Origin of the sequence: Mergibacter septicus (genome assembly GCF_003265225.1) — a bacterium.
GTDB classification, from domain to species: domain Bacteria; phylum Pseudomonadota; class Gammaproteobacteria; order Enterobacterales; family Pasteurellaceae; genus Mergibacter; species Mergibacter septicus.
The window spans coordinates 1,679,918-1,706,659 of sequence record NZ_CP022013.1; the positions used below are offsets into that span (position 1 = coordinate 1,679,918).

A 26,742-nucleotide genomic window follows, 5' to 3' on the forward strand; every position below is an offset into this window, starting at 1 on the left:
ACCTCAAAGATACGCCTTTTACTTGTGTTATTTAAATTGAAAAAATTAATGTTTATGTCCGCAGCAGCCTTCGTGCTTGTCGCCGTGATCGTGATGACCACCACAGCAACATTGATGCCCTTCTTCTTCGTGATGATGGCCACAACCGCAACCACCTGCGTGATGTAAATGCCCGTGTGCAATTTCTTCTGCGGTCGCTTCACGGATAGAAATCACTTCAACCGTGAAATGCAACTCTTGTCCCGCTAACATATGATTACCATCTACCACAACTTCTTCTGCTTCAACTTTGGTAATAATCACTGGAAGTGGACCTGCATCAGTGTCTGCAATAAATCTCATTCCTTCGACTAATTCATCGACCCCAACAAAAATATCTTTTGGTACTCGTTGTACTAAATTCTCATTATACTCGCCATAACCTTCTTCAGGTTGAACACGGACTTCAAATTTTTCGCCTACTTCTTTACCTTCTAATGCTTTTTCTAAACCACTAATCAAGTTGTTATGTCCTTGTAAAAACTCTAACGGCTGATTAGCTGGTGCTTCATCGACTAAAACCCCATCTTGATTACGAACTTGATATGCAATACCTACTACTGTATTTTTTGCTACTTTCATCTGCTTTCCCTTCTTTGAGTGATAAAATAGCTTACTCCCAACACGGAAGTAAGCCTAAAGTTAACTGCTAATATTGTATAGAATTTACTACTTATCTGATAGCTCAACTGTTGCAAAAATAGATAAATTCAACAATCTTGTACCAGCAACTGGAGCAGTTTGTTCTTCTGCCACCTCATTTGCTCTTGCCGAATATGCAGCCAATACCCTCGGTTGAATATTCTCATTCGGTTGCTGAATTTCAATTTTTTGTAAACGATAATATTGACGCTGTAAATTTTTTTGAATTAAAGCCGCTTTCGCTTCTGTTTTTTCTAAAGCTGTTTTAAGTAATTCATCACCAATTTGTTGGCGTAGTTTATCTGAAATACTAAAACTCAAAGAGTTGACTGCAACATTACCACCAATTTTATCCAAAAATTGCTGCATTGCTGCAAAATCAGTGCTACTAAGATGGATATTCACCCCACTTTTCCAACCTGAAAACTTCCCATCTTTATCCGTTTTCATATACTCATAACGTTGATTTTCAAGCAAACGGATAGTTGGATATTGAGCTAAGCGAGCTAAAAGCTTCTCAACTTTTTGATCTAGTTGTTGCTTCAATTTGGCTAAATCCTTACCTTGCACTTGGGCAACCAAACGAGCATTTAGGGTATCCTGCACTACTGGTTTTTGTGCTGACACCTCAAAATTAACAACAGTATTATTACTATTTTCTGCAGCATAAAGCGGTAAACTGAATAATGCAGTAGATAATAGCAACATTTTACTTAATTTTCGCATAATCTCCTCCTAAAAAGATCTGCTATTGAGAAAAACACCAGAGTGTGAAACAATCGCTATTATTACACTGAATTGACAAAATTTAAAATTTTTAAGGTGACCAAGTGATCGATTTCGATGGTTATCGCCCAAATGTAGGTATCGTAATCTGTAATCAACACGGACAAGTGTTATGGGCAAAACGTTTTGGACAAAACTCTTGGCAATTTCCACAAGGTGGGGTTAATCCTGAGGAAACGCCAGAACAAGCTATGTATCGAGAACTTTTTGAAGAAGTAGGACTAGCAAAACAGGACGTAAAAATTCTACACGCCACTAAGCATTGGTTAAAATACAAATTACCAAAACGTTTAATCCGTTTTGAGTCCAAACCAGTTTGTATCGGACAAAAACAACGCTGGTTTTTACTCCAACTTCTAACAGATGAAAGCAAAGTGAATATGCAATCGGGATCTTCTCCTGAATTCGATGGTTGGCGATGGGTCAGTTTTTGGTATCCAGTTCGTCAAGTTGTTGCCTTCAAACGTGATGTCTATCGTAAAGTGATGAAAGAATTTGCTAGCGTACTTGCAGAGATGCCTCCATTATCATCTACAACGGTTGATATTTCCGAAAAACAGCACTGCCGACCATATACAACAAAGGAAGAAACGAAAACCATTGCTTATCGTCCCAAAAAACCTTATAAGTCAGGACATCGAGTGGGACGAAAATTCTATCCCAACACTAAAAAACGGTAGTATTTACAAAATACTTCTAACATTCACGAGGTCTATATGCTCAGCTTTTTAATATCGTGCCTATTGCTTGGTGCAATAGCTGGTTTTTTCGCTGGTTTATTTGGTATTGGTGGTGGCATAATTATTGTTCCTACCCTCACTTATTTATTACCGCACATTGGCGTTCCTTCCCAAGCTGTTATACCAACAGCACTTGGAACCTCACTAGCAACCATTATTATTACAGGATTTTCTTCTGCACAAAGGCACCATAAATTAGGCAATATCGTTTGGCCAGTTTTAACAACATTTATACCTAGTCTAATGGTAAGTATCTTTATTGCTGGATTATTTGTTAGCCACTTACCTCGTAATATTTCAAGCAAAATCTTTGCTTGTATTATGATCTACCTTTCGATCAAAATGTTCTTATCCATTAAGCCTAAGAATATCATTCAAAAAAAACTAACTAAACTCTCGTCAATAGTAGGTGGAATAATAATTGGAGCAATATCCAGTGCATCTGGTATTGGAGGAGGAAGCTTTATCGTTGCTTTTTTAAATAGTCGAGGTGTTGAAATGAAAAAAGCAATTGGTACATCCTCCGTCTGTGCTATGTTTTTAGGTATTTCAGGTACAATTAGTTATGCACTAGCAGGCCTAAGTAATAGTAATATGCCAGATTATTCTTTCGGCTATATCTATCTACCTGCAGTAATTGGCATTACACTCACTTCTTTTGTTACATCAAAACTTGGAGCTTCAACAACCAATAGGCTACCAGTAGCAACACTAAAAAAAGCCTTTTCAGTTTTGTTAGCACTTATTGTATTAAAAATGATGTTCGTAAGCTAAAAAAGGAAAGTTATGACCACAGAATTTATCCCCTATCCACAGATTGATCCCGTTATTTTTTCCATCGGACCACTTTCTCTCCGTTGGTATGGTTTAATGTATCTCCTTGGTTTTCTTTTTGCACGTTGGTTAGCTGTAAAACGTGCTAATCGCCCTAACAGTGGTTGGACGGTGAATCAAGTTGATGATTTACTCTTTAATGGTTTTCTTGGAGTATTCTTAGGTGGAAGAATAGGTTATGTTCTCTTTTATCAATTTGAACTCTTTCGCCACGATCCCTTCTATCTCTTTAAAGTGTGGGAAGGTGGAATGTCTTTCCACGGTGGATTAATCGGTGTCATTATTGCAATGTGGCTTACCTCTCGTAAACAACAACGCCAATTTTTTGCGACAGCTGATTTTGTCGCACCGCTTATTCCTTTTGGTTTAGGCATTGGGCGTCTAGGAAATTTTATTAATGACGAACTTTGGGGGCGAGTAACCGACGTGCCTTGGGCTGTACTATTCCCATCAGGAGGATATATTCCTCGCCACCCTTCACAACTTTATGAAGCTTTTTTAGAAGGGATAGTGCTATTTACCATTCTCAATCTATATATCCGTAAACCACGCCCTCTTGGCTCAGTATCAGGTATGTTTCTACTCTTCTATGGATTATTCCGTTTTCTAGTCGAATTCTTCCGAGAACCTGATCCACAACTAGGCTTATATTTTGGGCAAGAAATTTCAATGGGGCAAATCTTATCTACCCCAATGATCATCATTGGTGCAATGATGATCTGGTATAGTTATAAAAAACCACTGAAAAAGAATCTATAAGGAATATTATGCGACAGTATCTCGACTTATGTCAGCGGATTATTGAACAAGGTCAATGGGTTGAAAATCAACGCACTGGCAAACGCTGTTTAACCCTCATTAATGCAGATCTCACCTATGATGTTGCTAACCAACAATTCCCTCTGATTACCACTCGTAAAAGTTTTTGGAAAGCAGCTATCGCTGAACTACTAGGTTATTTACGAGGCTATGATAATGCTGCTGACTTTAGAAAATTAGGCACTAAAACGTGGGATGCTAACGCAAATGACAATACCGCTTGGCTAAACAATCCCGCTCGCAAAGGTACTGATGATATGGGGCGAGTTTATGGCGTGCAAGGCAGACGTTGGCAAAAACCAAATGGTGAAACCGTTGATCAACTAAGAAAGATTGTGGATAACTTAAGCAAAGGTATTGATGATCGAGGTGAAATTTTAACCTTTTATAATCCGGGTGAAATTGAGCTAGGTTGCCTACGTCCTTGTATGCATACACACACGTTTTCACTGCTAAACGATACACTCTATCTCACTAGTTACCAACGCTCTTGTGATGTCCCTCTAGGCTTAAACTTCAACCAATTACAGGTCTATACATTACTTGCCTTAATTGCCCAAATTACAGGTAAAAAAGCAGGGCAAGCCTACCATAAAATCGTTAATGCCCATATCTATGAAGACCAGTTGGATTTAATGCAAAATGTTCAATTAAAACGAGAACCATTGCCACTTCCAACTTTAGAAATTAATCCTGATATAAAATCTTTAGAAGATCTTGAAACTTGGGTAACTACTAATGATTTTAAAGTACATAACTATCAATCCCACCCAGCAATTAAATACCCATTTTCAGTTTAATCTCTATTGTAAACGCTTGATAAATTCAAGCGTTTTTCAATCTAATCTTTCGTTCCTTTAACAAACTAGAAAAACAAGAGAAATAAAAAAAGATCATTCCGATTGATTAAAAATCAAATTTGAATTTTGCCATAATATTTCCCACGCTTTTTCCCAATTCAGTTGTTTCAATTCCACTAAATGCTGATAGATCAATAAAACATTGGCTGGGTGATTTTTCTTACCTTGAAAACCAGAAGGTGGCATATCTCGACTATCAGTTTCTAAAACAAGATCTGTTATTGATAATTTAGCAATAGCTTGGCGAGTTTTATTCGCTCGCTGATAGGTAATTATTCCACCCACACCAATTTTATAACCAAGATCAACAAAACGTTTTGCTTGTTGATAACTACCTGAAAAAGCATGAACAACCCCTGTTTTAGGAAGTTGAACCTGTTTTAAACATTTCGCCAATATATCGTGGCTTTGGCGAGAATGTAAACTAACGGGTAGCTGATATTTTCTGGCTAATTCAAGTTGTGCAAGCAAGAAATCAAGCTGTTTTTGCCAAATTTTATCTACTATTAGTTCTGGGTAAAAACGATCTAATCCTATTTCGGCTATTGCTCGGCATTGCGGGTTATATTCACTAAGATGCTGTTCTAGCAAATCGAGATCTTGTAAGTGGTGGTATTGAATATAAAGCGGATGTAAACCAACACCATAAAAAAGATTACTTGATGCTTCCGCCAACTGAGGAAGTGTTACTAAACTATTTTTATCCACCCCAACACTAAGCATTTTGGTTACTTTTGCCTGTGCCACTTCGAATAAAATCTCAGCAAGAGGCATTTGAGTTTCTGTGGTTAAGTTATCAAGGTGAACGTGTGTATCAAAAAATTGCATATCCTTTTTCAATACCTTCGCTTAAAATTAAAGCGAGCCGTAACTCGCTTTAATAATTTTAACAAATGGATTAGTTAACTACACCTGTGTTACTTCTGATTCAGGATCACCATTGGCTATCGGTTTAAGCATAGTAAAGAAACATACCACTGCAATTACAGTTAATCCTGTTCCCACCCAAACTGAAAGATTATAATCCAAGCCAAAACCAATCTTCGCATAAGCTAAATAGGTTGCTGATACCATCGTCATAAAGATCGCAGGAAGAGTACAAATCCAGTGGAATTTATGATAACGGTATAAGTAAGCCGCCGCTGTCCATAACATTACCATTGCAGTAGTTTGGTTCGCCCAGCCAAAATAACGCCAGATAACTTGGAAATCAACTTTGGTAATAATAAAGCCGATGACAAAAAGTGGAATAGCAATGAAAAGACGTTTAACTAAATGGCGTTGATCAATTTTAAAGAATTCAGCGATGATTAAACGTGCTGCACGGAATGAAGTATCTCCTGAAGTAATAGGCAATATCACCACCCCTAAAACTGCCAAGATCCCACCAAAGAAACCAAGCATATGTGTAGCAGAATCATAGACCACTTTCGCCGGTGTACCAGCCTGAATTGCTGCATTCATATCTGCTGGACTATTATAGAAAGTTAAACCAACCATACACCAAATTAATGCGATTACCCCTTCACCAATCATTGCACCATAGAAAATAAAACGACCTTCTTTTTCATTTTCCATACAACGTGCCATTAATGGGGATTGTGTTGCGTGAAAACCCGATACTGCACCACAAGCAATGGTAACAAAAAGTAACGGCCAAATAGGTAAACCTGTTGGTGATAAATTCTCAAAGAATTTACTAATATTCATTTCACCAATTGAATGGAATAACGGTTTTCCTTCGAATAATAACGCAAATAACATTCCAAAGGACATAAAGAGTAATAATGCACCAAAGAGTGGGTAAACTCGTCCAATGATTTTATCAATAGGTACTAAAGTTGCGATGATATAATAAATAAAAATAACCGATGTCCAAGCAGTGAGAATGGTTGCACGATCCATATTATGTAACCACGCAAACATACCTTGATTAGCTGAATTTGCAATCTCTGCTGATGATGTTGATAAGGTACCTACCATATCTTGAGTAATATTGGTTAATAAGGCAGCTGGGCTCACCACAAACACAACACCGACTAAAATCAATAGCACTAAAGCTAATAAATTCATAAAGTGCTTAACAGGTTGCCCCAAATATTTACCAGATAAATTAGGTACTGAAGCACCGCTATTACGGACACTCAACATACCACAAAAATAATCGTGAACTGCACCTGCAAAAATACAACCAAAAACGATCCAAAGCATCGCAACAGGTCCATATAATGCACCTAAAATAGGACCAAAAATAGGACCTGTTCCAGCAATATTCAATAATTGAATTAACCAGATTTTTTTCTTCGACATTGGCACATAATCGACGCCATCTTTTAAAGCGTGTGCTGGTGTTGCACGCTGTGGATTAATTTTAAAAATCTTCTCAACAATGCTGCCATAAATAAAATAACCAGCAAGAAGAAGTACAATAGAAAATAGAAAGTATATCATAGAGATACCCTAGGCTTGATTAAAAGTGTCGCTATTCTAACAGGATAATATTATCTGTAAATGTTACTATCTATTTTCTGCAACAGATTTGTGATATTAGCCACAAATTAGCTGTTTTTTTATTCCAATTAACATAGATTTTATTGCTTTTTCACCTCTTTTTTAAATTTAAAAGTCTATTTTTTAAACAAATATGGTTTTTTATTCGTCATATTCTCGACTAAATCTGTTTTCTTGAGATATAATTCAGCGTTCTTTCATATTTATATCATTATTTTTAACAAATAATGATGGTTGAGTGTTCGGTACGATACGCGGTTCCGAGTACAACTAACTTATTTTGAGGTAGCATAATGCAATTTTCAGTAGAAACAACTCAAGGTTTAGAACGCCGTATCAATATTAGTGTGCCGGCTGAAACAATTGAAAAAAATATCAATCAAGAATTAAAAAAAGTAGCAAAAAATGCTCGTATTGATGGTTTCCGTAAAGGAAAAGTACCTGCCACAATTATTAAACAACGTTTTGGTGCGTCTGTATTACAAGATGTTTTAGGTGAAACAATGCAACGTGCATTTTTTGATGCCGTTATGCAAGAAAAATTGAACTTAGCAGGCCGCCCTACTTTCACACCAGAAAGTTATAACGAACAAGAAGCTTTCAAATTCTCCGCAACCTTTGAAGTATATCCAGAAGTAGAATTAAAAGGTTTAGAAAATATTAAAGTAGAAAAACCAGTTGTTGAAATTACTGATGCTGATATCGATAAAATGATCGATATATTACGTAAACAACAAGCGACTTGGATCGTGAGTGAAGAAGCAACTCAAGCTGACTCTCGTATTACTATCGACTTTACAGGTTCAGTTGATGGTGAAGTATTTGAAGGTGGTAAAGCAACAGATTTTGTTCTTCTTATGGGACAAGGTCGTATGATCCCTGGCTTTGAAGAAGGTATTGTAGGTCATAAAGCAGGTGAAGAATTTAGTATTGATGTGACTTTCCCTGAAGACTATCATGCAGAAAATTTAAAAGGTAAAGCAGCTAAATTCGATATCATATTGAAAAAAGTTGAAGCAATGCAATTACCTGAATTAACAGATGAATTTGCGGCTAAATTCGGCCCTAACAGCAACACTGTTGCTCAATTACGGACTGAAATTGCCAAAAATATGCAACGTGAATTAAATAATGCTGTTACTGCGAATATTAAAGCACAAGTCATTGATGGTTTATTAGCTGAAAATGAGATTGAAGTTCCTGCTGCAGCAGTTGAACAAGAAATTGATGTTTTACGCCAACAAGCCGCTCAACGTTTTGGTGCAAACCAAAAACAAGCTCTTGAATTACCGAAAGAATTATTCGAAGAACAAGCAAAACGTCGTGTAAGAGTTGGTTTATTATTAGGCGAAGTGATCACTTCTAATGAATTAAAAGTTGATGAAGAGCGTGTTAAATCAATGATTGCTAACATTGCATCTGCTTATGAGCAACCAGATGAAGTTATCGAATATTATAGTAAAAACAAAGAGTTATCTAATAATATCCGCAATGTCGTTTTAGAAGAAGAAGCAGTTGAAGCTGTATTAAATAAAGCACAAGTTTCTGATGTGAAAAAATCTTTTGATGAAATTATGAATCCACAAGCATAATTTTGCTAAAAAGATTAAAAAACGATAAATTAGCTTACTTTTAGTAAAAGTAAAACTTTAAGAAGTGCGGTTTAAACACTATGATTAAACCGCACTTTTACTATTTTTAGCTATAACGAAATAAAAAGGAAAGATATATGGCATTAGTTCCAATGGTTGTAGAACAAACTTCTCGTGGGGAACGTTCTTATGATATTTATTCTCGTCTTTTAAAAGAACGCTTAATTTTCTTAAGTGGAGAAGTCGAAGATAATATGGCGAACCTCATTGTTGCACAACTCCTATTCCTTGAATCAGAAAATCCAGATCAAGATATTTATATCTATATTAATTCACCCGGTGGTTCAGTCACTGCTGGTATGGCAATTTACGATACTATGCAATTTATTAAACCAGATATTCGTACAGTATGTATTGGACAAGCCTGTTCAATGGGTGCATTTTTATTAGCAGGCGGTACGCCCGGAAAACGTTTTGCATTGCCAAATGCTCGAGTAATGATTCACCAACCTTTAGGTGGTTTCCGTGGTCAAGCTTCAGATATTCAAATTCACGCTCAAGAGATCTTAAAAATTAAGCAGACCTTAAATGAACGCCTAGCATTCCACACTGGACAACCTATTGAGGTTATAGAAAAAGATACCGACAGAGATAACTTTATGTCGGCAGAACAAGCTAAGGCTTATGGCTTAATCGATCAGGTTTATACTAAACGTACATTGGAAACTATTTAGTGATGACAGATAACAAAGATGATGTTGTTTGCTCTTTTTGTGGCAAACCAGAAAACAAAACCAAAAAACTGATTGCTGGTGTCAAAGGATATATTTGCGATGAATGTATCCATTTATGCCAAGATTTACTCAAGCAAGAAGAAACTACTCCTGAAGAAAATCCACCAAAAACGGCTGAATCAGAAGAAAAATTACCAACCCCACATGAAATTAGACAAAATCTTGATGATTATGTTATTGGGCAAGATCAAGCTAAAAAAGTATTATCTGTTGCCGTATATAACCATTACAAACGTTTACGTAATGACAAAGTAGATGACGTTGAGTTAGGTAAAAGTAATATTCTATTAATTGGACCAACAGGAAGCGGAAAAACATTATTAGCACAATCTTTAGCTCGCCGTTTAAATGTTCCTTTTGCTATTGCTGATGCTACAACCTTGACTGAAGCGGGCTATGTTGGAGAAGATGTAGAAACTATTCTACAACGTTTATTACAAAATTGTGATTATGATCCAGCTAAGGCTGAAAAAGGCATTATCTATGTTGATGAAATAGATAAAATAACCCGTAAGTCAGATAATCCTTCATTAACACGTGATGTTTCAGGCGAAGGTGTACAGCAAGCACTCTTAAAATTAATTGAAGGGACAGTTGCTTCCGTACCACCTCAAGGCGGACGCAAACATCCACAACAAGAATTCTTACAAATTGATACATCAAAAATTCTCTTTATCTGTGGTGGAGCTTTTGCAGGTTTAGATAAAGTGATTGAACGCCGAACACATAAAAGCAGTGGTATTGGCTTTGGTGCTGAAGTAAGAAGTGAACAAGATAAAGCATCTGTTAGTGAATTATTCGCACAAGTTGAAACTGAAGATCTAGTTAAATACGGTTTAATCCCTGAATTTATTGGTCGTTTACCTGTTGTTGCATCATTAAATGAACTTGATGAAGAGGCACTGATTCAGATTTTAACTGAACCTAAAAATGCGTTAGTAAAACAATATCAAGCCCTATTTAAATTAGAAAAAGTAGAACTTGAATTTACAACTGATGCCTTAAAAGCAATTGCTAAAAAAGCACTTATCAGAAAAACTGGGGCAAGGGGATTGCGTTCTATCGTGGAAGCCGCATTGTTAGATACAATGTATGATCTACCATCATTAACTGGATTGAAAAAAGTGATTATCAATGCCGAAGTAATAGATCAAAATAGCCCTCCTGTTTTAGAATATTAACCATTCCAAAACCGTGTGATTACACGGTTTTGTTTTATTCCGCCAAGCTTTGCAAAACAGGGGTAATATCAGGCATCACGCCTTCCCATAAATGAAAAGAATGTGCCGCTTGTGCGACTAACATTCCTAGACCATCTTGACAACGTTGAATACCATACTGCTTACACAATTGGAGAAAAGGCGTATCTTGCTTACTATATTGCATATCATACGCCGCATAGCAGTGCTGTAACACTATCGGATCAATGGTAACAACCTGTCCGTGTAAACCACTTGAAGTGGCATTAATCACAACATCAAAGGATTCTACTGGAATACAATCTAAGGCTACGGCTTTAATCTCGCCATAATCAGAAAAGACTTCCGCTAAACATTCAGCATTTGCTAGTGTTCGGTTTGCTAAAGTAATTTGTTGTTGGGCTTGTAAAAGAGGTAACAGAACCCCTCGGGTTGCACCACCAGCACCTAAAATTAAAATCTTCTGCTGGGGTTTTAACCAGCCCAAACGAGCTAAGTCGGTAACCAAACCTATACCATCAGTATTATCAGCATAAAGAGAACCATCATCTAAACACTTCAAGGTATTACAAGCTTCTGCCATTAAGCACGCTTGGCTATGTTGATCTGCAAGTTGAAAAGCACGTTGTTTAAAAGGAGCAGTAATATTACAACCAATCCCACCTTGCCGAAAAAATGTTTTTAATTCCAATTCAAACTGATCCAAGCTTCCTAATTTCGCTTCATATGCAATCTTTTTTGCTGTTTGTTGAGCAAAAAGTTGATGGATAATCGGTGATTTACTTTGCTTAATAGGATTACCCCAAACTGCATAATGTCTCATTTTCTGCATAAGTTACCCCTGTCGAATAACCTGATTAGTAAAAATATCACGAATTTCCGATGGTTTTGTCGCTAAACCAACCTTGCCTTTTAAGATCGGAAACGTTTCTCCAAATTGTTGTTGTACTTCCACAACTGTTCGACAAGGCTCTAACCCTGTTAAATTAGCACTGGTAGAAGTTAAAGCAAAGCCTGTTTGTTGGCATAGTTGTCTTACTAAAGGGTGAGAACATAACCGAATCGCTATACTATTAAACTGTCCACACAAAAGGGTAGAAACATTTTCTTTAACAGGTACCACCCAAGTGGTAGGTTGAGCATAAACTTGTTCTATTTGCTTTAAATGGTGAGGTAAAAGTCGGGAAAAATCGACAAAATCCGTAAAATAAGATAATTCAGGTGCAATCAAAATTAACCCTTTTTCAATCGGTCGCTGTTTCAAAGATAACAAATTTTTTATTGCTATCTCACTGTTTGGATTACAGCCTAAACCAAAAACAGCTTCTGTTGGATAAGCGACAACCTGATCTTGTTGTAAAGCTCTCACAATTTCAATTATGTTATTCATCACTAAACTCATAACAACAACGCTTATTGGCACACTGATAAAAAGAAGTATCTGATAATTTTTTCTTTAATACTACAACTGGAAAATGGCATTTAGGACAACTTTTTGCTAAAGGAGGGCGATCCAAAGTAAAACGACATTGTGGGAAATGATCACAACCATAGAAAGTTTTACCTCTTTGCCCACGACGTGCAAGCAATTTGCCTTTACCACAACTAGGGCAAGTAACTGTTTCCTGTTCGGTATCCGTTGCTTGTAAATTATGAACAATATACTCACATTCAGGATAGTTACCACAACCAATAAACATACCAAATTGTCCTTGCCGTAATACAAGATTTGTTCCACATTCAGGGCAATTTTGTGGTAATACCTTCAATACCTGTCCTACCATCGTATTTTTTAAAGGTTTTAAATAATCGCAATTAGGGTAAGCACTACAACCTAAAAATAAGCCCTGTTTCCCACGTTTAAGTTGTAAAGGTGCATTACACTGTGGGCAATATTGTTCTATTTTCTGCTGAGTAAATAATTGTTGTGACACTATTTTTCCTATCAATATCGTTTTTATTGATTATCAGAACCTTTAATCTTCATCAAAAAATTGACCATCTTCACCATATTCATCATCTTGCGCATTAGGATCTTCAAAATAAGTTCCCCAACCATCATAAAAACCACCATTTTTTTCTACTAATGGTAATAATTCCTTCTGCTGAGCATCAATTAATTCAGCTTTTAAAGGAATTTCACTAATAATATCAAAGCAGTAAAGATCTTTACCATCAAGATCTATTTCTTCTGCTTCAGATACTTCATACCCCAATTTAAAGGCATCTAACGCAATTTTTTCTAATTTATCAAAATTCGTATGTGAAATATGATGCTCAACAATATACAATCCATTTGGATCGCTACCATCATTCAATAAATCTTCAATAATTTGACGTGTTTCCGTTTGATATTCAGTTAAATTGTGCATATTATCCTTCTTTTTAAATTATTTTTAGTTAGAATAACCCTCTCTTATTGTAGGCTTTAAGCTATTATTCTACAAGTAACACTATTCTTTAATATCTATTGATTTTTTCCTTTAAAACAACCACCTATTTAAAGAAAAGCGTCTGCTTACCAATCAATATAAAAATTAAAAAGAGTAAAAAATCCACTTGATACTGTATGATTATACAGTATAATATTTCAAAAATTGACTGACACCTATCCTTAACGAGGTTTGCACTATGAAAGAATCAAAAAAAGAAAACATTAATTCAGATGACAAACAAAAAGCTTTAGCTGCGGCTCTTGGACAAATCGAAAAACAATTTGGTAAAGGCTCTATTATGAAACTCGGTGATAACCGAGCGATGGATGTAGAAACCATTTCAACGGGTTCATTAGCATTAGACCTCGCCTTAGGCGCTGGTGGCTTACCTATGGGACGAATTGTAGAAATTTTTGGCCCTGAATCCTCTGGAAAAACAACCTTAACCTTAGAAGTTATTGCTTCAGCTCAACGTGAAGGGAAAACTTGCGCCTTTATTGATGCAGAACACGCCCTTGATCCGATTTATGCAAAAAAATTAGGGGTAGATATAGATCAACTTTTAGTTTCTCAACCCGATACTGGTGAACAAGCACTCGAAATTGCTGATGCACTAGCTCGCTCTGGTGCTGTCGATATTTTAGTTATTGATTCTGTGGCGGCATTAACACCAAAAGCTGAAATCGAAGGTGATATGGGCGATTCTCATATGGGGTTACAAGCGAGAATGTTATCGCAAGCAATGCGTAAACTAACAGGAAACCTAAAACAATCAAACTGTATGGCTATCTTCATTAACCAAATTCGTATGAAAATTGGTGTAATGTTCGGTAACCCCGAAACCACGACCGGTGGTAACGCTCTTAAATTCTATGCTTCAGTTCGTCTTGATATTCGCCGTACAGGTTCAGTTAAAAATGGTGAAGAAGTAATAGGTAATGAAACTCGTATCAAGGTGGTAAAAAATAAAATAGCAGCTCCATTTAAACAAGCAGATACTCAAATTCTTTATGGACAAGGCTTTAATCGAAATGGTGAATTAATTGATTTAGGTGTAAAACATAAATTAATTGAAAAAGCGGGTGCTTGGTATAGTTATCAAGGTGAAAAAATAGGACAAGGCAAAACCAATGTTTCTAAATTCTTAACAGATCACCCTGAAAAAGCACAGGAAATTGAGAAAAACTTACGAGAGTTACTACTTAATCCACAAACTATGGATAATATTGATTTTAATATTACTGAAGAACCAAGTATTGAATCAATTGAAGACGAAAACTTTTAATTATTAATTGATAAAAAGATAAGATCGTAAACTATTTTATTTTGAGTTTACGATCTCTCCAAATAAATTAATTCTATTTTGATTTTAGCAATGAAAATTATTAATCCGAAATATTTATCACGTTTTAATAAAAACGAGATTAAATTTGTATAAATTCCATTCAAATTTCATTCATAGATCAAAAAACTTGCCATTATTATTTGCCCTAGTATAATCTTTGGACTTTGAAGAAAAACATAGGGAAAAATTTTCACCTATTATATATATTTAAAATTATTTAGAGGATATATGGCAAAAGAAGATTGCATTGAGATGCAAGGCACTATTTTAGAAACCTTGCCAAATACAATGTTTCGTGTTGAATTAGAAAATGGACACGTTGTTACCGCCCACATTTCAGGTAAAATGCGAAAAAATTATATTCGTATCTTAACTGGTGATAAAGTTACTGTCGAAATGACTCCATATGATTTAAGCAAAGGTAGAATTATTTTCCGCAGTCGTTAACATTAAAAAACGGGTTAACTAACCCGTTTTTTCCTCTCCTATATTCCAAAATTCCAAAAAATTCTCTGATCCATCTATTTTTCATCTAACTTTGCTTGGCTAACAAGTAAAATCTTATATTTCAACCAAGTAGTTACTAAATGAAACAGAGTAAATAAAACAATAAGAATATATAAAGGGTAATTACCAAATACAGAATAGGGGGTTCTACCTACTACTGGGTAAATTTTAGCAGTTAAGGTTGTCGCTTTAAATTGTGGTGCTTGTGCAATTATCTCTCCATTTGTATCAATAAAAGCAGTTACGCCCGTATTAGTCGCACGAATTACAGGTTTTCCTAGTTCTAACGCTCGCATTTGGGCTATTTGCAAATGTTGCCATGGACCTATACTTTGTCCAAACCAAGCATCATTAGATAAGGTTAAGATAAAATGACTTTTTTTAGTCAGATTTTCTCTTATCTGCTCCCCAAAAGCAATTTCATAACAAATTGCTGGTGTTAATACAATGTCATTTGCTTTTAATCCTGATTGAAGATATTTTCCTGCCGTCATACCTGAAAATGGTAAATTAAAAATTGCACCGAGAGGACGTAATAAATTGCTTAATGGTACATATTCACCAAATGGCACTAAATGGTGTTTCAAATAACGTTGTGGATTAACTAAAGGATTTTGCTTATTAGGATCTAAGACTAAAACAGAATTATAAATATTATCATTTTGTTCATTTCTAAACACAGATCCTAACATAATTGTACTTCCACTTTCTTTCGCAAAATCTGCAAGACCAGAAATATATGGTATTAAATTATTTTCTAATGCGGGTAAACTAGATTCTGGAAGGATAATTAAATTACTTTTTCCTAAATGTGGTTTAATTAATTGTTCATAGCGATCTAAAGAATAAACTAAAAAATTAGGATCCCATTTTATTTGTTGTTCAATATTTCCCTGAATTAAAGTGATTATTTGTGGCATTTTAGTTTTATCTGTTTTAACAAAAATGGCTTTTTCAGTTAATGCTGCAATTAAAAGTAATATCAACAATAAAGCACTTTGACTAATCCAAATGAGTTTTTTTCTTTTCTGTTGTATAGAACGCAAAATAGTAACAACTAAACCACAACTCCAAATCATAAAAAAGCTAATGCCTTGTACACCAAATAATGGTGCTATTCCTTTAAAAGGCGAATTAATCTGGCTATAACCAAGCTCCAACCAAGGAAAACCAGTAAATAAATGAGCACGAAGATATTCTGTTAATGTCCAAACACAAGCAAATATCACACCACTTTGAATCTGAAATTTAGTGATAATCCAACCAAATAACAACGGATAACAAGCAAGATAAGCAGATAATAGAAAAACAAGTAAATAGCCAAAAACTAATGGTGTACCACCAAATTGGTTAATGCTGATGTTAATCCAATTTATCCCAATAAGAAAAAACGATATCCCCCATAAAAATGCTGATGTTAATGCGATTTTCTTAATCGGATTAGTTACTCCCCATAATAAAATAAAGACGGAAAGATAAGCTATCCACCACTGTTCATAAGGTGAAAAAGCAAAAACGGCTATCCCCCCTCCAATACAGGCAAGGATATAAAAAATAGGCAGTTGCAATAATTTCATATTATTTACCATAAAAAAATAGGCGTATTACTACGCCTTGTTTATCCTAAAAAAATACACATTAAATTATATATTTTCATCAACAACTTGTTGCTGTTTGTCAATTAATAACAACTGTTCGTCAGATAAACATACTCTCAACTGGATTAAACGTCGGCTATCTGCTGCTGTTACTTTAAATTCTATACCATCTAGCAGAATACTTTCACCCCGTTTTGGTAAATATCCAAAAGCTTGCATAATCAAGCCACCAATAGTATCAACTTCTTCTTCATCAAAAGTAGTTGCAAAACGCTGATTAAAATCTTCTATACCAGTTAATGCTCTTACTGCATAAGTATGTTTTGATAATTGACTAATATCAGCGATCTCATCTTCATCAAATTCATCTTCAATATCGCCAACAATCTGTTCCAGAATATCTTCAATGGTGATAAGCCCTGAAACAGCTCCAAATTCATCTACAACAATCGCCATATGAAAACGTTCTGAACGAAATTCTTTTAACATACGATCAACTCTTTTACTTTCAGGTACTATTACAGCAGGTCGTAGAATCTTTTCAATATCAAACTGTTCTGAATTAGATCGTAAAAATTTCAATAAGTCTTTGGCTAACAATAAACCAGCAATATTATCTCGTTCATCAGTAATGACAGGAAAACGGGAATGGGCTGAATCAATAATAATATCTAGACATTCATCAAGGCTACGCTCAATATCAATAAAAACAATCTGTGAACGAGGGATCATTAAATCTCTGACTCTCAATTCAGAAATTTCTATTACTCCTTCAATCATTGCTCGAGTTTCTTGATTGATAATATCATTTTGTTCTGAATCTCGAATCGTTTCAACAAGGTCTTCCCTATTTTTAGGTTCTGTAGGAAAAAGACCACCCAAAAGGCTATGGAAAAAACGTTTTTTAGTAGGTGTTTCTGCTTGATTCGTATCCGAATGTTCTTCGTTCATAATTTAATTTTGTTTGTGTCTTTATACTTATGTGAATAAAATTTGAAAATGATTATATTAAACTAACTCTCGCTAGTTATCCACTTCAAATAATCCTTCTACTTAAAAAGCAGAAGGATTATTTAATCTATTCATTAAATTGATAATACTATACCACCCCAAAGAAAACCTAATCCAACTGATAACACAATTGCAATTAATCCGGGTAGGATAAATGAATGGTTGAATACAAATTTACCAATTCGGGTAGAGCCTGTATCGTCCATTTCAACCGCAGCAAGTAAAGTTGGATAAGTTGGTAATACAAATAATGCTGATACCGCTGCAAAAGCAGCAATAGCTGAAAGTGGAGAAACACCTAATGCGATTGCTGCTGGATAAAGTGCTTTTGCTGTTGCAGCTTGAGAGTAAAGCAACGTACTAGCAAAGAATAAAACAACCGCTAACATCCAAGGGTAATCATTTAATAATGTTGATGATGCTTGTTTTATTTCTTCAATATGCCCACCAACGAATGTGTTACCTAACCAAGCAACCCCCATGACACAAATTGAAGCTGACATACCTGATTTAAATGTAGCAGCAGATGTAATTTGATCAACATCGACCTTACAGAAAACAACGATTACAGCGGCGGCTGCAAGCATAAAGCTAATAATAGCTTCATTTCTAGGTAATACAGGATGCTCAATTAATCCCACTGTTTTACTTATTAAGGTGGCATAAAACATCACAATAATGACGGTTAAAAGAAATATACCAACCGAACGTTTTGCATATGGTTTAATCTCAATTTGAGTCTGACCACGAAGTTTAATTAATCCTTCTGATAAACGGCGTTGATATTCAGGATCGTCTTTCAATTCTTTACCTAAGAAATTACAGATAAACGCTGTAATCATACAAGCTACAAATGTTGTAGGAATCCAAATAGCCAATAATTGGAGATAACCAATACCGAAATTTTTCTCTAATTCTCCCGCTAGATAAACAACAGCAGCAGAAATTGGTGAAGCAGTAATCGCAATCTGAGAGGCAATTGTGGTAATAGATAGAGGACGTGAAGGACGAACACCTTGCTCTTTAGCGACTTCTGCAATTACAGGCAATATTGAAAATGCAGTATGGCCTGTTCCTGCACACAAAGTCATAAAATAACCGACTGTTGGTGCTAAATAAGTAATATACTTCGGATGTTTTCTTAATAAATTTTCTGCCCATCTAACCAGAAAATCCATTCCACCAGCAACTTGCATAGCTGAAATAGCCATAATAACTGCCATAATAATGGAAATAACATCAAAAGGAATTGATCCCGGCGCTAAACCAAATAAGGCTAAAACAACAACTCCCAGCCCTCCAGCAAAACCAATACCAATACCTCCTAATCTAGTACCTAAAAAAATAAAGACTAATACAATAAAAAAATGTAACCAAATCATAAGTTATCCTTTTATCAGCAAGTAGTTGATACAACAATTTTATTAAGAAAATCAAATACAGTCTAAGCAGTAATACCAGTAAAAATATTGAGCTAAAACAAAAATATCAATTTTATTCCTAGAAATATTGTTATTTTTCCTCATCAACCTCGTTTACTTCTTCAGGTATTGTTTTAATCCAAAAGAAGAAAAACCAATATTCAATTAATAAGAGAACAATAATTGCAACTCTACCAATAACGCTAGGTGAAAAATAGAAAGATATCCCCATCATTATGCTAGATAATGTTAAAATTGATAGTTTAGATTGCTTAGTTAATGCTCTTTGTTCATTAAAACTTTTTAAATATTTGTGATATATCTTGGTGTTAATAAACCAATTATGTAGGCGTGATGAGCTTTTACCAAAAAAGAATAAAGTACAAAGTAAAAAAGGGGTTGTAGGTAAAATAGGTAAAAAAGCACCTAAGATCCCTAGACCTAGAAATAAAAAACCAAGAAAGATATAAAAATATCGCATAAAGTATTCAATATTCTGAAAAAATAATCGTTTTTCATAGTATCAACTATATGATGAAAATCAAACTTTTTTCAAAAAAAGAAAGGCTGAATAAATATCAGCCTTTCTAATCGCAAAGTTTTATTTTAACGCTTTGTTTTTACCAGTTTCTCAGTAAGTTCATAAGCACGTAATTTCGCTAACTCTTTCTCTAATTTCGCAGCCATTACCGTATAATCCTCATCTTTATGATGATTTTTAATGTTCTCTTCTGCTTGACGTTTTGCCGCTAAAATACGTTCTTGATCTAATTCAGCCCCTCGAATCGCTGTATCAGCCAATACTGTAACAATATTTGGCTGTACTTCAAGAAAACCACCAGAAACATAAATAACTTCTTCTTGGTTATCACTAACAATTTTTACAATTCCCGGTTTTATGGCTGTTAGTAATGGCGTATGCCCAGCTAAAATCCCTAATTCACCATCAATACCAGAAACTTGGATACTGCTAACTTTTCCAGAAAAAAGTTTCTTTTCTGCACTCACAACCGTTAAATCAAATGTTTTCATCTCATCTCCTTGGGTTTCGTTGCCTTAGGAGCAAATTACATTTTCTTCGCTTTTTCTAATACTTCATCTATTGAACCAACCATATAGAACGCCTGTTCAGGAATATGATCGTATTCACCATCTAAAATACCTTTAAAGCCACGAATTGTTTCTTTCAATGGAACATATTTACCAGGAGATCCCGTAAAGACTTCTGCCACAAAGAATGGTTGTGATAAGAAACGTTCAATCTTACGAGCACGTGCAACCACTAATTTATCTTCTTCAGAAAGTTCATCCATACCAAGGATAGCGATAATATCTTTCAATTCTTTATAGCGTTGTAAAATAGATTGTACACCACGAGCAACATCATAATGTTCTTGACCTACAACTTGTGGATCTAATTGACGAGACGTGGAATCTAACGGATCTACTGCAGGATAAATCCCTAATGAAGCAATCTGACGACTTAATACGACTGTTGCATCTAAATGCGCAAAAGTTGTTGCTGGAGATGGGTCGGTTAAGTCATCTGCTGGAACATATACCGCTTGAATAGAAGTAATCGAGCCAGTTTTAGTTGAAGTAATACGCTCTTGTAATACCCCCATCTCTTCTGCTAATGTTGGTTGATACCCTACTGCTGATGGCATCCGACCTAATAAAGCAGAGACTTCGGTACCAGCTAAAGTATAACGGTAAATATTATCCACGAAGAAAAGAACATCACGACCTTCATCACGGAATTTTTCCGCCATAGTTAAACCTGTTAAAGCAACACGTAAACGGTTACCTGGTGGTTCATTCATTTGTCCATACACAAGTGATACTTTATCAAGTACATTTGATTCTTGCATCTCATGGTAAAAATCATTTCCTTCACGGGTACGTTCACCTACCCCAGCAAAAACAGAATACCCCGAATGCTCAATCGCAATGTTACGGATTAATTCCATCATATTTACTGTTTTACCTACACCAGCACCACCGAATAAACCGACTTTTCCTCCTTTTGCAAAAGGGCAAACTAAGTCAATAACTTTAATACCAGTTTCAAGTAATTCTGTGCTATTAGCTTGTTCTTCATAGCTAGGTGGAGCACGATGGATAGACCAAAGTTCATCAGCACCAATAGGACCACGTTCATCAATTGGTTCACCTAATACATTCATAATACGTCCTAAGGTTTTTGTTCCGACTGGAACAGAAATAGGATTCTGTGTATTAGTGACAGATAAACCTCGCTTTAAACCATCGGAAGAGCCCATTGCTATACAACGTACAACTCCACCACCTAATTGTTGTTGAACTTCTAAAACTAACCCTGTTTCCACATTTAAAGCATCATAAACTTTTGGTACTTCATTCTGTGGAAATTCAACATCAATGACAGCTCCAATGATTTGTACAATTTTTCCAGTTGCCATTATCGATCCTCTTATCTTTAAATTGCTGCAGCACCAGCAACAATTTCATTTAGTTCATTTGTAATACTTGTTTGACGTGCTTTATTATATACAAGCTGTAAATCAGCAATTAAATTACCTGCATTGTCTGTGGCAGCTTTCATTGCAACCATTCTAGCGGCTTGTTCAGACGCTAAATTTTCTACCGTAGCCTGATATATTTGCGACTCTAAATAACGCACTAACAAACTATCTAATAAAAACTTAGGATCTGGTTCATAGATATAATCCCAAATTCCTGTTTGTAAATGATCATTTTCCATCTCAGGTAAAGGTAATAACCTATCAATAACTGGTTTTTGTGACATAGTATTAATAAATTTATTAAAGACTAAGTACACTTCATCTATTTCTCCATTACGATAAGCATCAATCATTGTATTGACTGAACCAATTAATTGTTCAACAGAGGGTGTATAGCCAATTCCAGTTTTTTGAGAAATTACCTCCATTCCTAAAGAATGGAAAAAATTTGTCGCTTTTGAGCCGATCAAACTAAGTTGAATACCAACCCCTTTTTCTTTGAAGTTTTTCATTTCCTGTAGGACAGATTTAAACAAATTAATATTTAATCCACCACATAACCCTCTATCCGTAGAGATTATGATATATCCGACATTTTTAACTTCTCGTTGTACTAAAAAAGGGTGTCTATATCCAATATTACCTTTTGATACATGGCTAATTACGTTGCGTATTGTTTCAGAATACGGACGTGAAGAAGACATAAGGTCTTGCGTTTTACGCATTTTTGAGGTTGCAACCATTTCCATCGCTTTAGTAATTTTTTGTGTACTTTGTACACTTGCGATCTTGGTTCTTATCTCTTTAGCACCTGCCATTTCATCTCTCCGTTAATATGCAATAATTACCATGCACCGTTTTTCTTAAAGGTATCTAAAATCGTTTTAAAAGTATCTTTTACGGTATCGTTATAATCACCCGTAGCCGTTAACTCTTGCATAAAGTCTGCATAATTATTTTTTACAAAATCTAATAATGCCGCTTCAAAAGCCCCGATCTTTTCTAATACAATATCGTCAAGATAACCAAACTCAACCGCAAATAAAATTAAAGATTGTTGTCCAACTGACATTGGTGAGTATTGCTTTTGTTTCAACAATTCCGTTACTTTTTGCCCATGAGATAATTGTTTGCGTGTAGCATCATCAAGATCTGAAGCAAATTGAGCAAAAGCAGCTAATTCACGATATTGAGCAAGGGCTGTACGAATACCACCTGATAATTTTTTCATTACTTTCGTTTGTGCTGCACCACCGACTCGAGATACGGAAATACCCGGGTTAACAGCAGGACGAATACCAGAATTAAATAAATTCGATTCTAAGAAAATTTGTCCATCAGTAATTGAAATTACGTTAGTAGGAACAAACGCTGAAACATCACCAGCCTGTGTTTCAATAATAGGTAATGCTGTTAATGAACCTGTTTGACCTTTTACCTCACCATTGGTAAAACGTTCAACATATTCAGCATTTACTCGAGCTGCACGTTCTAATAAACGAGAATGTAAATAGAACACATCACCAGGGAAAGCTTCACGACCAGGCGGACGGCGTAATAATAATGAAATTTGGCGATACGCTACGGCTTGTTTCGAAAGATCATCATACACAATTAACGCATCTTCCCCACGATCACGGAAATATTCTCCCATTGCACACCCAGCATAAGGTGCTAAGTATTGCAACGCAGCAGACTCTGATGCAGAAGCGACAACCACGATAGTATTAGCTAAAGCACCATGTTCTTCTAATTTACGCACAACATTGGCGATGGTAGAAGCTTTCTGACCAATGGCTACATAAACACACTTAATACCTGATTCTTTTTGATTAATAATAGTATCAATAGCTAAAGCAGTTTTACCTGTTTGGCGATCGCCGATAATCAACTCACGTTGACCTCGTCCGATTGGAATCATTGAATCTACTGCCTTATAACCAGTTTGAACAGGCTGATCAACAGATTTACGATCAATAACACCTGGCGCAATAACTTCTACTGGTGAGAAACCATCATGCTTAATCTCACCTTTACCATCTATCGGTTGCCCTAGAGTATTGACAACACGACCTAATAAACCACGACCAACAGGCACTTCTAAAATACGGCCTGTACATTGAACTTCCATACCTTCTGCTAGATCGGTATAAGGCCCCATTACTACGGCACCTACCGAATCTCGTTCTAAGTTCAATGCGATAGCATACTTATTACCCGGTAATGCTATCATTTCGCCTTGCATAACATCAGTTAAACCGCTAATACGAATAATTCCATCACTAACAGAAACAATGGTACCAGTATTATGCGCTTCACTAACCACATTAAAATTTGCAATTCGTTTTTTAATTAAATCACTAATTTCAGTAGAATTTAGTTGCATATTTTATTCCTCGTTACAGTTGTAATTCATTCGCTAAACGTGCTAATTGCCCTCGGCTACTACCATCAATGACAAACTCATCAGTACGAATAATTACACCCGCAATTAATGTGCTATCCACACTACAATTTAATTTCACTTTACGGGAGAGTTTCCGTTCCATTGCAACAGAAATTTTCTCTTGCTGGCTATCTTTTAAAGGGAATGCTGAAATCACCTTTACTTCAACCATTTCTTTATATTCATTTACATATTCAGCAAACAGTTGAAGTACAGTAGGCAATAGATGTAAACGTTTATTTTCAGCCATTAAACGGATTAAATTCTGCCCATATTGATCAAGTTGATCACCACAAATAGTAATCACCATCTCAGCAATTTTTGAAGATGATAAAGAACTTGTTAAATAATTTTGTACCGTATTGTCTTCAACAACAGCAGTAGCAAAAGTTAACATTTCTTGCCATTGTTCAAGCTGTTGATGCTCGATGGAAAAATCAAATGCGGCTTTAGCATAGGGGCGAGCTATAGTTGTATATTCAGACATAAGCCCCACCTACCTATAATTCAGCAACTAATTTATCAATAATTTCATTGTTCGCCGCTTCATCTATCGTACGACTAACAATTTTTTCAGCACCAGCAATTGCTAATCCTGCAACTTTAAGACGTAATTCAGCTTGAACACGTTTGCGTTCTGCTTCAACTTCAGCATAACCTTGTTCAATAATTTTAGCTTTAACAGACTCAGCCTCCGCCTGTACTTCAGCTAAAATTTCATTACGGCGTTTATTCGCCGCATCAATGATTGCTTGAGCTTGTGTTTTTGCTGCATTAATTTCTTTTTCAGCCAACACTTTAATATCAGCTTGCTCTTTTTTAGCTGTCTCAGCAGCAGCTAACGCATCTGCTATCTGTTGTTGACGGGTTTCAATAGCATTGATAATTGGTGGCCAAACATATTTAACACAAAACCATACAAAAAGGATAAATGCTATTGTTTGTCCGATTAATGTTGCGTTGATATTCACAACGAACCTCCTCTAGTAAGTCGGTTAATTACTCTAATCTAAACCGTAGAGTAACCGCTGTGTCTTAACCTAATAATGAAATAAATGGATTTGCAAAAGTGAAGTACAAACTAATACCTACTGCAATCATAGCAATCGCATCTAAAAGACCTGCAACAATGAACATTTTGGTCATTAATGAATTCGCTAATTCAGGTTGACGAGCAGCTGATTCAAGGTATTTACCACCTAAAATAGCAAAACCAATAGCGGTACCTAAAGTTGCAAAAGAGAACATAATTGCAACAGCAATGATAGTTGTACTAATAATAGTTTCCATAGTTTTCTCCAAGTTAATAAAAAAACAGCAAAAGCTGGGTTAAGAAAAATTAATGTTCAGATTTATTATAAGCTAAGCTTAAATAAACCACGGTTAACATCATAAAAATAAAAGCTTGTAAGGTAACCACTAATATATGAAATATCGCCCAAATAAGATGTAACGATATACCAAAAGCGGCAATTAAATGATCGGCCGAATACATTAAAGCAATCAAAATAAAAATTAATTCCCCTGCATACATATTACCGAACAACCGTAATGCTAAAGAAACAGGTTTAGCCATTAAAGTAACAGTTTCTAAAATAAAGTTAACAGGAATTAAAGCCCAATGATTAAAAGGATGTAGTGTATATTCTTTAACTAAACCTTTAACCCCTTTTGACTTAATTGTAAAAAATAAAATCAAGAAAAAGACGCCAAGCGCTAATGAAAAGGTAATATTAACGTCCGTAGTAGGTACCGCTCGAAGATAAATATGATCATCACCAGATAAAATTGCGGCTAATTTGGGCAAATAATCAACAGGGATTAAATCAATGGTATTCATTAAAAATACCCATACAAAAATACTTAAAGCCAGTGGAGCAACAACATTTCTATTCCCTTGAAAATTTTCAACAACAATCCCATTAATCCACTCGACCAGTATTTCAACAGCGGCTTGTAATTTGGTTGGTACGCCAGTTGTAACACGTTGTGCAACTTTATAAAACACATATAAAAAAGCGACACCACATAATACTGAGAAGAATAGAGAATCAAAATGGACTGTCCAAAAACCATTACCTATTGTTAAATTACCTAGGTGATGATTAATGTAATCCGTAGAAGTAAGAGGTAGATCTTGAGCAGACATTTTTTTTCCTACTATAAATGAATGATAAACTTTATTAAATCAGTCTATTTAACCGACTGAAAAAAAATGGCAATGTAGAATTACATACTATTGCTATTAAGTAACCAACAAAAAAAACTATAGGTTGAGTTGGTTTAAACCATAAAAAAAGCAAAGCAAATAAAAAAATATTTAATCCTATTTTCAATGCTTCACTTTGATATAAAAGTTTTACTCTATCTTGAATGCTCTTTTTTTCAACAAAATAGAAAATGTATCCTATAAATCCAAGTTGAGAAATAAATGCAACCAAAAAACCTAAGAAAAAAGGCAATGCAAATTTATAATTAAATAAAACTATCCCAACATAAAAAATAATTAAAATTAAACTTTCTGCTAAAATTGCTCGTTGATAAATTTTTTTTGAATGCCGAATAACTCTAGACATAGATTAACCAATTACAAAAAATGTTGTTCTTCGGTAAAACAATACCAAATTATATGTAGGTTCAAATTTAATGCAATAGTTTA

General features: G+C 35.2%; 30 protein-coding genes. 9 read left to right on the forward strand and 21 right to left on the reverse strand.

What is annotated here, in order from left to right:
* Nucleotides 1-45 precede the first annotated feature (45 nt).
* The gene (slyD, locus tag CEP47_RS07810; protein ID WP_261920171.1) at nt 46-621 is read right to left on the reverse strand and encodes a peptidylprolyl isomerase; all 576 of its coding nucleotides are present in this window, start codon (nt 619-621) and stop codon (nt 46-48) included.
* Nucleotides 622-708: 87 nt separating this feature from the next.
* Nucleotides 709-1,407, reverse strand: coding sequence for an SIMPL domain-containing protein (locus CEP47_RS07815; protein WP_261920170.1), 699 nt, complete (start codon nt 1,405-1,407; stop codon nt 709-711).
* A gap of 104 nt (nt 1,408-1,511) precedes the next feature.
* Here CEP47_RS07815 and rppH point away from each other — a divergent pair, with 104 nt between their 5' ends.
* Genes rppH through CEP47_RS07835 form a run of 4 tightly spaced genes read left to right on the forward strand, consistent with a single transcriptional unit; the run spans nt 1,512 to nt 4,660 of the window.
* A complete protein-coding gene (gene rppH / locus CEP47_RS07820) occupies nt 1,512-2,147 on the forward strand; it encodes an RNA pyrophosphohydrolase (RefSeq protein WP_373463105.1) in 636 nt (211 codons plus the stop codon).
* Nucleotides 2,148-2,183: 36 nt separating this feature from the next.
* Complete coding sequence (locus CEP47_RS07825) at nt 2,184-2,981, forward strand: sulfite exporter TauE/SafE family protein (RefSeq protein ID WP_261920169.1); 798 nt, start codon at nt 2,184-2,186, stop codon at nt 2,979-2,981.
* A 12-nt stretch (nt 2,982-2,993) separates the two neighbouring features.
* Nucleotides 2,994-3,800: a prolipoprotein diacylglyceryl transferase gene (gene lgt / locus CEP47_RS07830; protein ID WP_261920168.1), complete on the forward strand. Its 807-nt coding sequence runs from the start codon at nt 2,994-2,996 to the stop codon at nt 3,798-3,800.
* Between the two features lie 8 nt (nt 3,801-3,808).
* A complete protein-coding gene (locus tag CEP47_RS07835; protein WP_261920167.1) occupies nt 3,809-4,660 on the forward strand; it encodes a thymidylate synthase in 852 nt (283 codons plus the stop codon).
* Between the two features lie 93 nt (nt 4,661-4,753).
* On the opposite strand, the gene CEP47_RS07840 is transcribed toward CEP47_RS07835, so the two are convergent.
* Together CEP47_RS07840 and CEP47_RS07845 are read right to left on the reverse strand one after the other, a co-directional pair.
* Nucleotides 4,754-5,548, reverse strand: coding sequence for a TatD family hydrolase (locus CEP47_RS07840; protein ID WP_261920166.1), 795 nt, complete (start codon nt 5,546-5,548; stop codon nt 4,754-4,756).
* Between the two features lie 78 nt (nt 5,549-5,626).
* Nucleotides 5,627-7,171: a carbon starvation CstA family protein gene (locus CEP47_RS07845; RefSeq protein WP_261920165.1), complete on the reverse strand. Its 1,545-nt coding sequence runs from the start codon at nt 7,169-7,171 to the stop codon at nt 5,627-5,629.
* Nucleotides 7,172-7,524: 353 nt separating this feature from the next.
* Here CEP47_RS07845 and tig point away from each other — a divergent pair, with 353 nt between their 5' ends.
* From tig to clpX, 3 genes are all read left to right on the forward strand, one after another.
* The gene (gene tig, locus CEP47_RS07850) at nt 7,525-8,823 is read left to right on the forward strand and encodes a trigger factor (RefSeq protein WP_261920164.1); all 1,299 of its coding nucleotides are present in this window, start codon (nt 7,525-7,527) and stop codon (nt 8,821-8,823) included.
* Between the two features lie 137 nt (nt 8,824-8,960).
* The gene (gene clpP / locus CEP47_RS07855; RefSeq protein WP_261920163.1) at nt 8,961-9,557 is read left to right on the forward strand and encodes an ATP-dependent Clp endopeptidase proteolytic subunit ClpP; all 597 of its coding nucleotides are present in this window, start codon (nt 8,961-8,963) and stop codon (nt 9,555-9,557) included.
* Nucleotides 9,558-9,559: 2 nt separating this feature from the next.
* Nucleotides 9,560-10,798 carry an ATP-dependent protease ATP-binding subunit ClpX gene (clpX, locus tag CEP47_RS07860; RefSeq protein WP_261920162.1) on the forward strand — a complete coding sequence of 413 codons (1,239 nt, stop codon included), beginning with the start codon at nt 9,560-9,562 and terminating at the stop codon, nt 10,796-10,798.
* A 34-nt stretch (nt 10,799-10,832) separates the two neighbouring features.
* Here clpX and aroE read toward each other — a convergent pair whose 3' ends face one another.
* From aroE to rraB, 4 genes are read right to left on the reverse strand one after another with little or no spacing between them, the layout of a single operon-like run.
* Complete coding sequence (gene aroE, locus CEP47_RS07865; RefSeq protein WP_261921039.1) at nt 10,833-11,639, reverse strand: shikimate dehydrogenase; 807 nt, start codon at nt 11,637-11,639, stop codon at nt 10,833-10,835.
* 12 nt (nt 11,640-11,651) lie between these two features.
* A complete protein-coding gene (locus tag CEP47_RS07870; RefSeq protein ID WP_261920161.1) occupies nt 11,652-12,206 on the reverse strand; it encodes a Sua5/YciO/YrdC/YwlC family protein in 555 nt (184 codons plus the stop codon).
* Nucleotides 12,199-12,750 (reverse strand): DNA topoisomerase family protein, encoded by a 552-nt coding sequence (locus CEP47_RS07875; protein ID WP_261920160.1) that lies wholly within the window; start codon nt 12,748-12,750, stop codon nt 12,199-12,201. Before CEP47_RS07875 ends, CEP47_RS07870 begins: the two co-directional genes overlap by 8 nt.
* Nucleotides 12,751-12,792: 42 nt before the next feature.
* A complete protein-coding gene (gene rraB / locus CEP47_RS07880; protein ID WP_261920159.1) occupies nt 12,793-13,188 on the reverse strand; it encodes a ribonuclease E inhibitor RraB in 396 nt (131 codons plus the stop codon).
* A 259-nt stretch (nt 13,189-13,447) separates the two neighbouring features.
* Between rraB and recA the strand changes: the two genes are divergently transcribed.
* Both recA and infA read left to right on the forward strand, forming a co-directional pair.
* Nucleotides 13,448-14,536 (forward strand): recombinase RecA, encoded by a 1,089-nt coding sequence (gene recA, locus CEP47_RS07885; protein WP_261920158.1) that lies wholly within the window; start codon nt 13,448-13,450, stop codon nt 14,534-14,536.
* 288 nt (nt 14,537-14,824) lie between these two features.
* Nucleotides 14,825-15,043: a translation initiation factor IF-1 gene (gene infA, locus CEP47_RS07890; RefSeq protein WP_005627617.1), complete on the forward strand. Its 219-nt coding sequence runs from the start codon at nt 14,825-14,827 to the stop codon at nt 15,041-15,043.
* 74 nt (nt 15,044-15,117) lie between these two features.
* Here the strand turns inward: infA and lnt are convergent, their stop codons facing one another.
* The 13 genes from lnt to CEP47_RS07955 all read right to left on the reverse strand — a co-directional run bounded on the left by lnt (nt 15,118) and on the right by CEP47_RS07955 (nt 26,659).
* Nucleotides 15,118-16,680, reverse strand: coding sequence for an apolipoprotein N-acyltransferase (lnt, locus tag CEP47_RS07895; protein ID WP_261920157.1), 1,563 nt, complete (start codon nt 16,678-16,680; stop codon nt 15,118-15,120).
* Nucleotides 16,681-16,746: 66 nt separating this feature from the next.
* Complete coding sequence (gene corC, locus CEP47_RS07900) at nt 16,747-17,655, reverse strand: CNNM family magnesium/cobalt transport protein CorC (protein ID WP_261921038.1); 909 nt, start codon at nt 17,653-17,655, stop codon at nt 16,747-16,749.
* Nucleotides 17,656-17,786: 131 nt separating this feature from the next.
* The gene (locus tag CEP47_RS07905; protein ID WP_261920156.1) at nt 17,787-19,094 is read right to left on the reverse strand and encodes an anaerobic C4-dicarboxylate transporter; all 1,308 of its coding nucleotides are present in this window, start codon (nt 19,092-19,094) and stop codon (nt 17,787-17,789) included.
* A gap of 130 nt (nt 19,095-19,224) precedes the next feature.
* Nucleotides 19,225-19,614 carry a YbaN family protein gene (locus CEP47_RS07910; protein WP_261920155.1) on the reverse strand — a complete coding sequence of 130 codons (390 nt, stop codon included), beginning with the start codon at nt 19,612-19,614 and terminating at the stop codon, nt 19,225-19,227.
* Between the two features lie 125 nt (nt 19,615-19,739).
* The gene (locus CEP47_RS07915) at nt 19,740-20,165 is read right to left on the reverse strand and encodes a F0F1 ATP synthase subunit epsilon (RefSeq protein ID WP_261920154.1); all 426 of its coding nucleotides are present in this window, start codon (nt 20,163-20,165) and stop codon (nt 19,740-19,742) included.
* A gap of 35 nt (nt 20,166-20,200) precedes the next feature.
* Nucleotides 20,201-21,574, reverse strand: coding sequence for a F0F1 ATP synthase subunit beta (gene atpD, locus CEP47_RS07920; RefSeq protein WP_261920153.1), 1,374 nt, complete (start codon nt 21,572-21,574; stop codon nt 20,201-20,203).
* A 17-nt stretch (nt 21,575-21,591) separates the two neighbouring features.
* Nucleotides 21,592-22,455, reverse strand: a complete 864-nt coding sequence (atpG, locus tag CEP47_RS07925; RefSeq protein WP_261920152.1) for a F0F1 ATP synthase subunit gamma — start codon at nt 22,453-22,455, stop codon at nt 21,592-21,594.
* Nucleotides 22,456-22,481: 26 nt separating this feature from the next.
* Nucleotides 22,482-24,023, reverse strand: coding sequence for a F0F1 ATP synthase subunit alpha (gene atpA, locus CEP47_RS07930; protein WP_261920151.1), 1,542 nt, complete (start codon nt 24,021-24,023; stop codon nt 22,482-22,484).
* Nucleotides 24,024-24,036: 13 nt separating this feature from the next.
* Nucleotides 24,037-24,570, reverse strand: a complete 534-nt coding sequence (gene atpH, locus CEP47_RS07935) for a F0F1 ATP synthase subunit delta (protein WP_261920150.1) — start codon at nt 24,568-24,570, stop codon at nt 24,037-24,039.
* A gap of 13 nt (nt 24,571-24,583) precedes the next feature.
* Entirely contained in the window at nt 24,584-25,054 is a 471-nt protein-coding gene (atpF, locus tag CEP47_RS07940; protein ID WP_261920149.1) for a F0F1 ATP synthase subunit B, read from the reverse strand.
* 64 nt (nt 25,055-25,118) lie between these two features.
* Nucleotides 25,119-25,373, reverse strand: a complete 255-nt coding sequence (gene atpE / locus CEP47_RS07945; protein WP_261920148.1) for a F0F1 ATP synthase subunit C — start codon at nt 25,371-25,373, stop codon at nt 25,119-25,121.
* A 49-nt stretch (nt 25,374-25,422) separates the two neighbouring features.
* The gene (atpB, locus tag CEP47_RS07950) at nt 25,423-26,232 is read right to left on the reverse strand and encodes a F0F1 ATP synthase subunit A (RefSeq protein WP_261920147.1); all 810 of its coding nucleotides are present in this window, start codon (nt 26,230-26,232) and stop codon (nt 25,423-25,425) included.
* A gap of 34 nt (nt 26,233-26,266) precedes the next feature.
* Entirely contained in the window at nt 26,267-26,659 is a 393-nt protein-coding gene (locus tag CEP47_RS07955) for an ATP synthase subunit I (RefSeq protein WP_261920146.1), read from the reverse strand.
* Between the last annotated feature and the right edge of the window lie 83 nt (nt 26,660-26,742).

Bases quoted from the DNA above. Each gene is read 5' to 3' on its own strand.
- CEP47_RS07870 (WP_261920161.1), bottom strand. From the start codon at position 12,206: ATGAATAACATAATTGAAATTGTGAGAGCTTTACAACAAGATCAGGTT.
- CEP47_RS07835 (WP_261920167.1), top strand. From the start codon at position 3,809: ATGCGACAGTATCTCGACTTATGTCAGCGGATTATTGAACAAGGTCAA.
- CEP47_RS07845 (WP_261920165.1), bottom strand. From the start codon at position 7,171: ATGATATACTTTCTATTTTCTATTGTACTTCTTCTTGCTGGTTATTTT.
- CEP47_RS07840 (WP_261920166.1), bottom strand. From the start codon at position 5,548: ATGCAATTTTTTGATACACACGTTCACCTTGATAACTTAACCACAGAA.
- slyD (WP_261920171.1), bottom strand. From the start codon at position 621: ATGAAAGTAGCAAAAAATACAGTAGTAGGTATTGCATATCAAGTTCGT.
- rraB (WP_261920159.1), bottom strand. From the start codon at position 13,188: ATGCACAATTTAACTGAATATCAAACGGAAACACGTCAAATTATTGAA.
- CEP47_RS07910 (WP_261920155.1), bottom strand. From the start codon at position 19,614: ATGCGATATTTTTATATCTTTCTTGGTTTTTTATTTCTAGGTCTAGGG.
- CEP47_RS07955 (WP_261920146.1), bottom strand. From the start codon at position 26,659: ATGTCTAGAGTTATTCGGCATTCAAAAAAAATTTATCAACGAGCAATT.
- atpD (WP_261920153.1), bottom strand. From the start codon at position 21,574: ATGGCAACTGGAAAAATTGTACAAATCATTGGAGCTGTCATTGATGTT.
- clpX (WP_261920162.1), top strand. From the start codon at position 9,560: ATGACAGATAACAAAGATGATGTTGTTTGCTCTTTTTGTGGCAAACCA.
- CEP47_RS07905 (WP_261920156.1), bottom strand. From the start codon at position 19,094: ATGATTTGGTTACATTTTTTTATTGTATTAGTCTTTATTTTTTTAGGT.
- recA (WP_261920158.1), top strand. From the start codon at position 13,448: ATGAAAGAATCAAAAAAAGAAAACATTAATTCAGATGACAAACAAAAA.
- CEP47_RS07825 (WP_261920169.1), top strand. From the start codon at position 2,184: ATGCTCAGCTTTTTAATATCGTGCCTATTGCTTGGTGCAATAGCTGGT.
- infA (WP_005627617.1), top strand. From the start codon at position 14,825: ATGGCAAAAGAAGATTGCATTGAGATGCAAGGCACTATTTTAGAAACC.
- atpE (WP_261920148.1), bottom strand. From the start codon at position 25,373: ATGGAAACTATTATTAGTACAACTATCATTGCTGTTGCAATTATGTTC.
- lgt (WP_261920168.1), top strand. From the start codon at position 2,994: ATGACCACAGAATTTATCCCCTATCCACAGATTGATCCCGTTATTTTT.
- clpP (WP_261920163.1), top strand. From the start codon at position 8,961: ATGGCATTAGTTCCAATGGTTGTAGAACAAACTTCTCGTGGGGAACGT.
- CEP47_RS07815 (WP_261920170.1), bottom strand. From the start codon at position 1,407: ATGCGAAAATTAAGTAAAATGTTGCTATTATCTACTGCATTATTCAGT.
- lnt (WP_261920157.1), bottom strand. From the start codon at position 16,680: ATGAAATTATTGCAACTGCCTATTTTTTATATCCTTGCCTGTATTGGA.
- atpG (WP_261920152.1), bottom strand. From the start codon at position 22,455: ATGGCAGGTGCTAAAGAGATAAGAACCAAGATCGCAAGTGTACAAAGT.
- atpB (WP_261920147.1), bottom strand. From the start codon at position 26,232: ATGTCTGCTCAAGATCTACCTCTTACTTCTACGGATTACATTAATCAT.
- atpA (WP_261920151.1), bottom strand. From the start codon at position 24,023: ATGCAACTAAATTCTACTGAAATTAGTGATTTAATTAAAAAACGAATT.
- tig (WP_261920164.1), top strand. From the start codon at position 7,525: ATGCAATTTTCAGTAGAAACAACTCAAGGTTTAGAACGCCGTATCAAT.
- CEP47_RS07915 (WP_261920154.1), bottom strand. From the start codon at position 20,165: ATGAAAACATTTGATTTAACGGTTGTGAGTGCAGAAAAGAAACTTTTT.
- atpH (WP_261920150.1), bottom strand. From the start codon at position 24,570: ATGTCTGAATATACAACTATAGCTCGCCCCTATGCTAAAGCCGCATTT.
- aroE (WP_261921039.1), bottom strand. From the start codon at position 11,639: ATGAGACATTATGCAGTTTGGGGTAATCCTATTAAGCAAAGTAAATCA.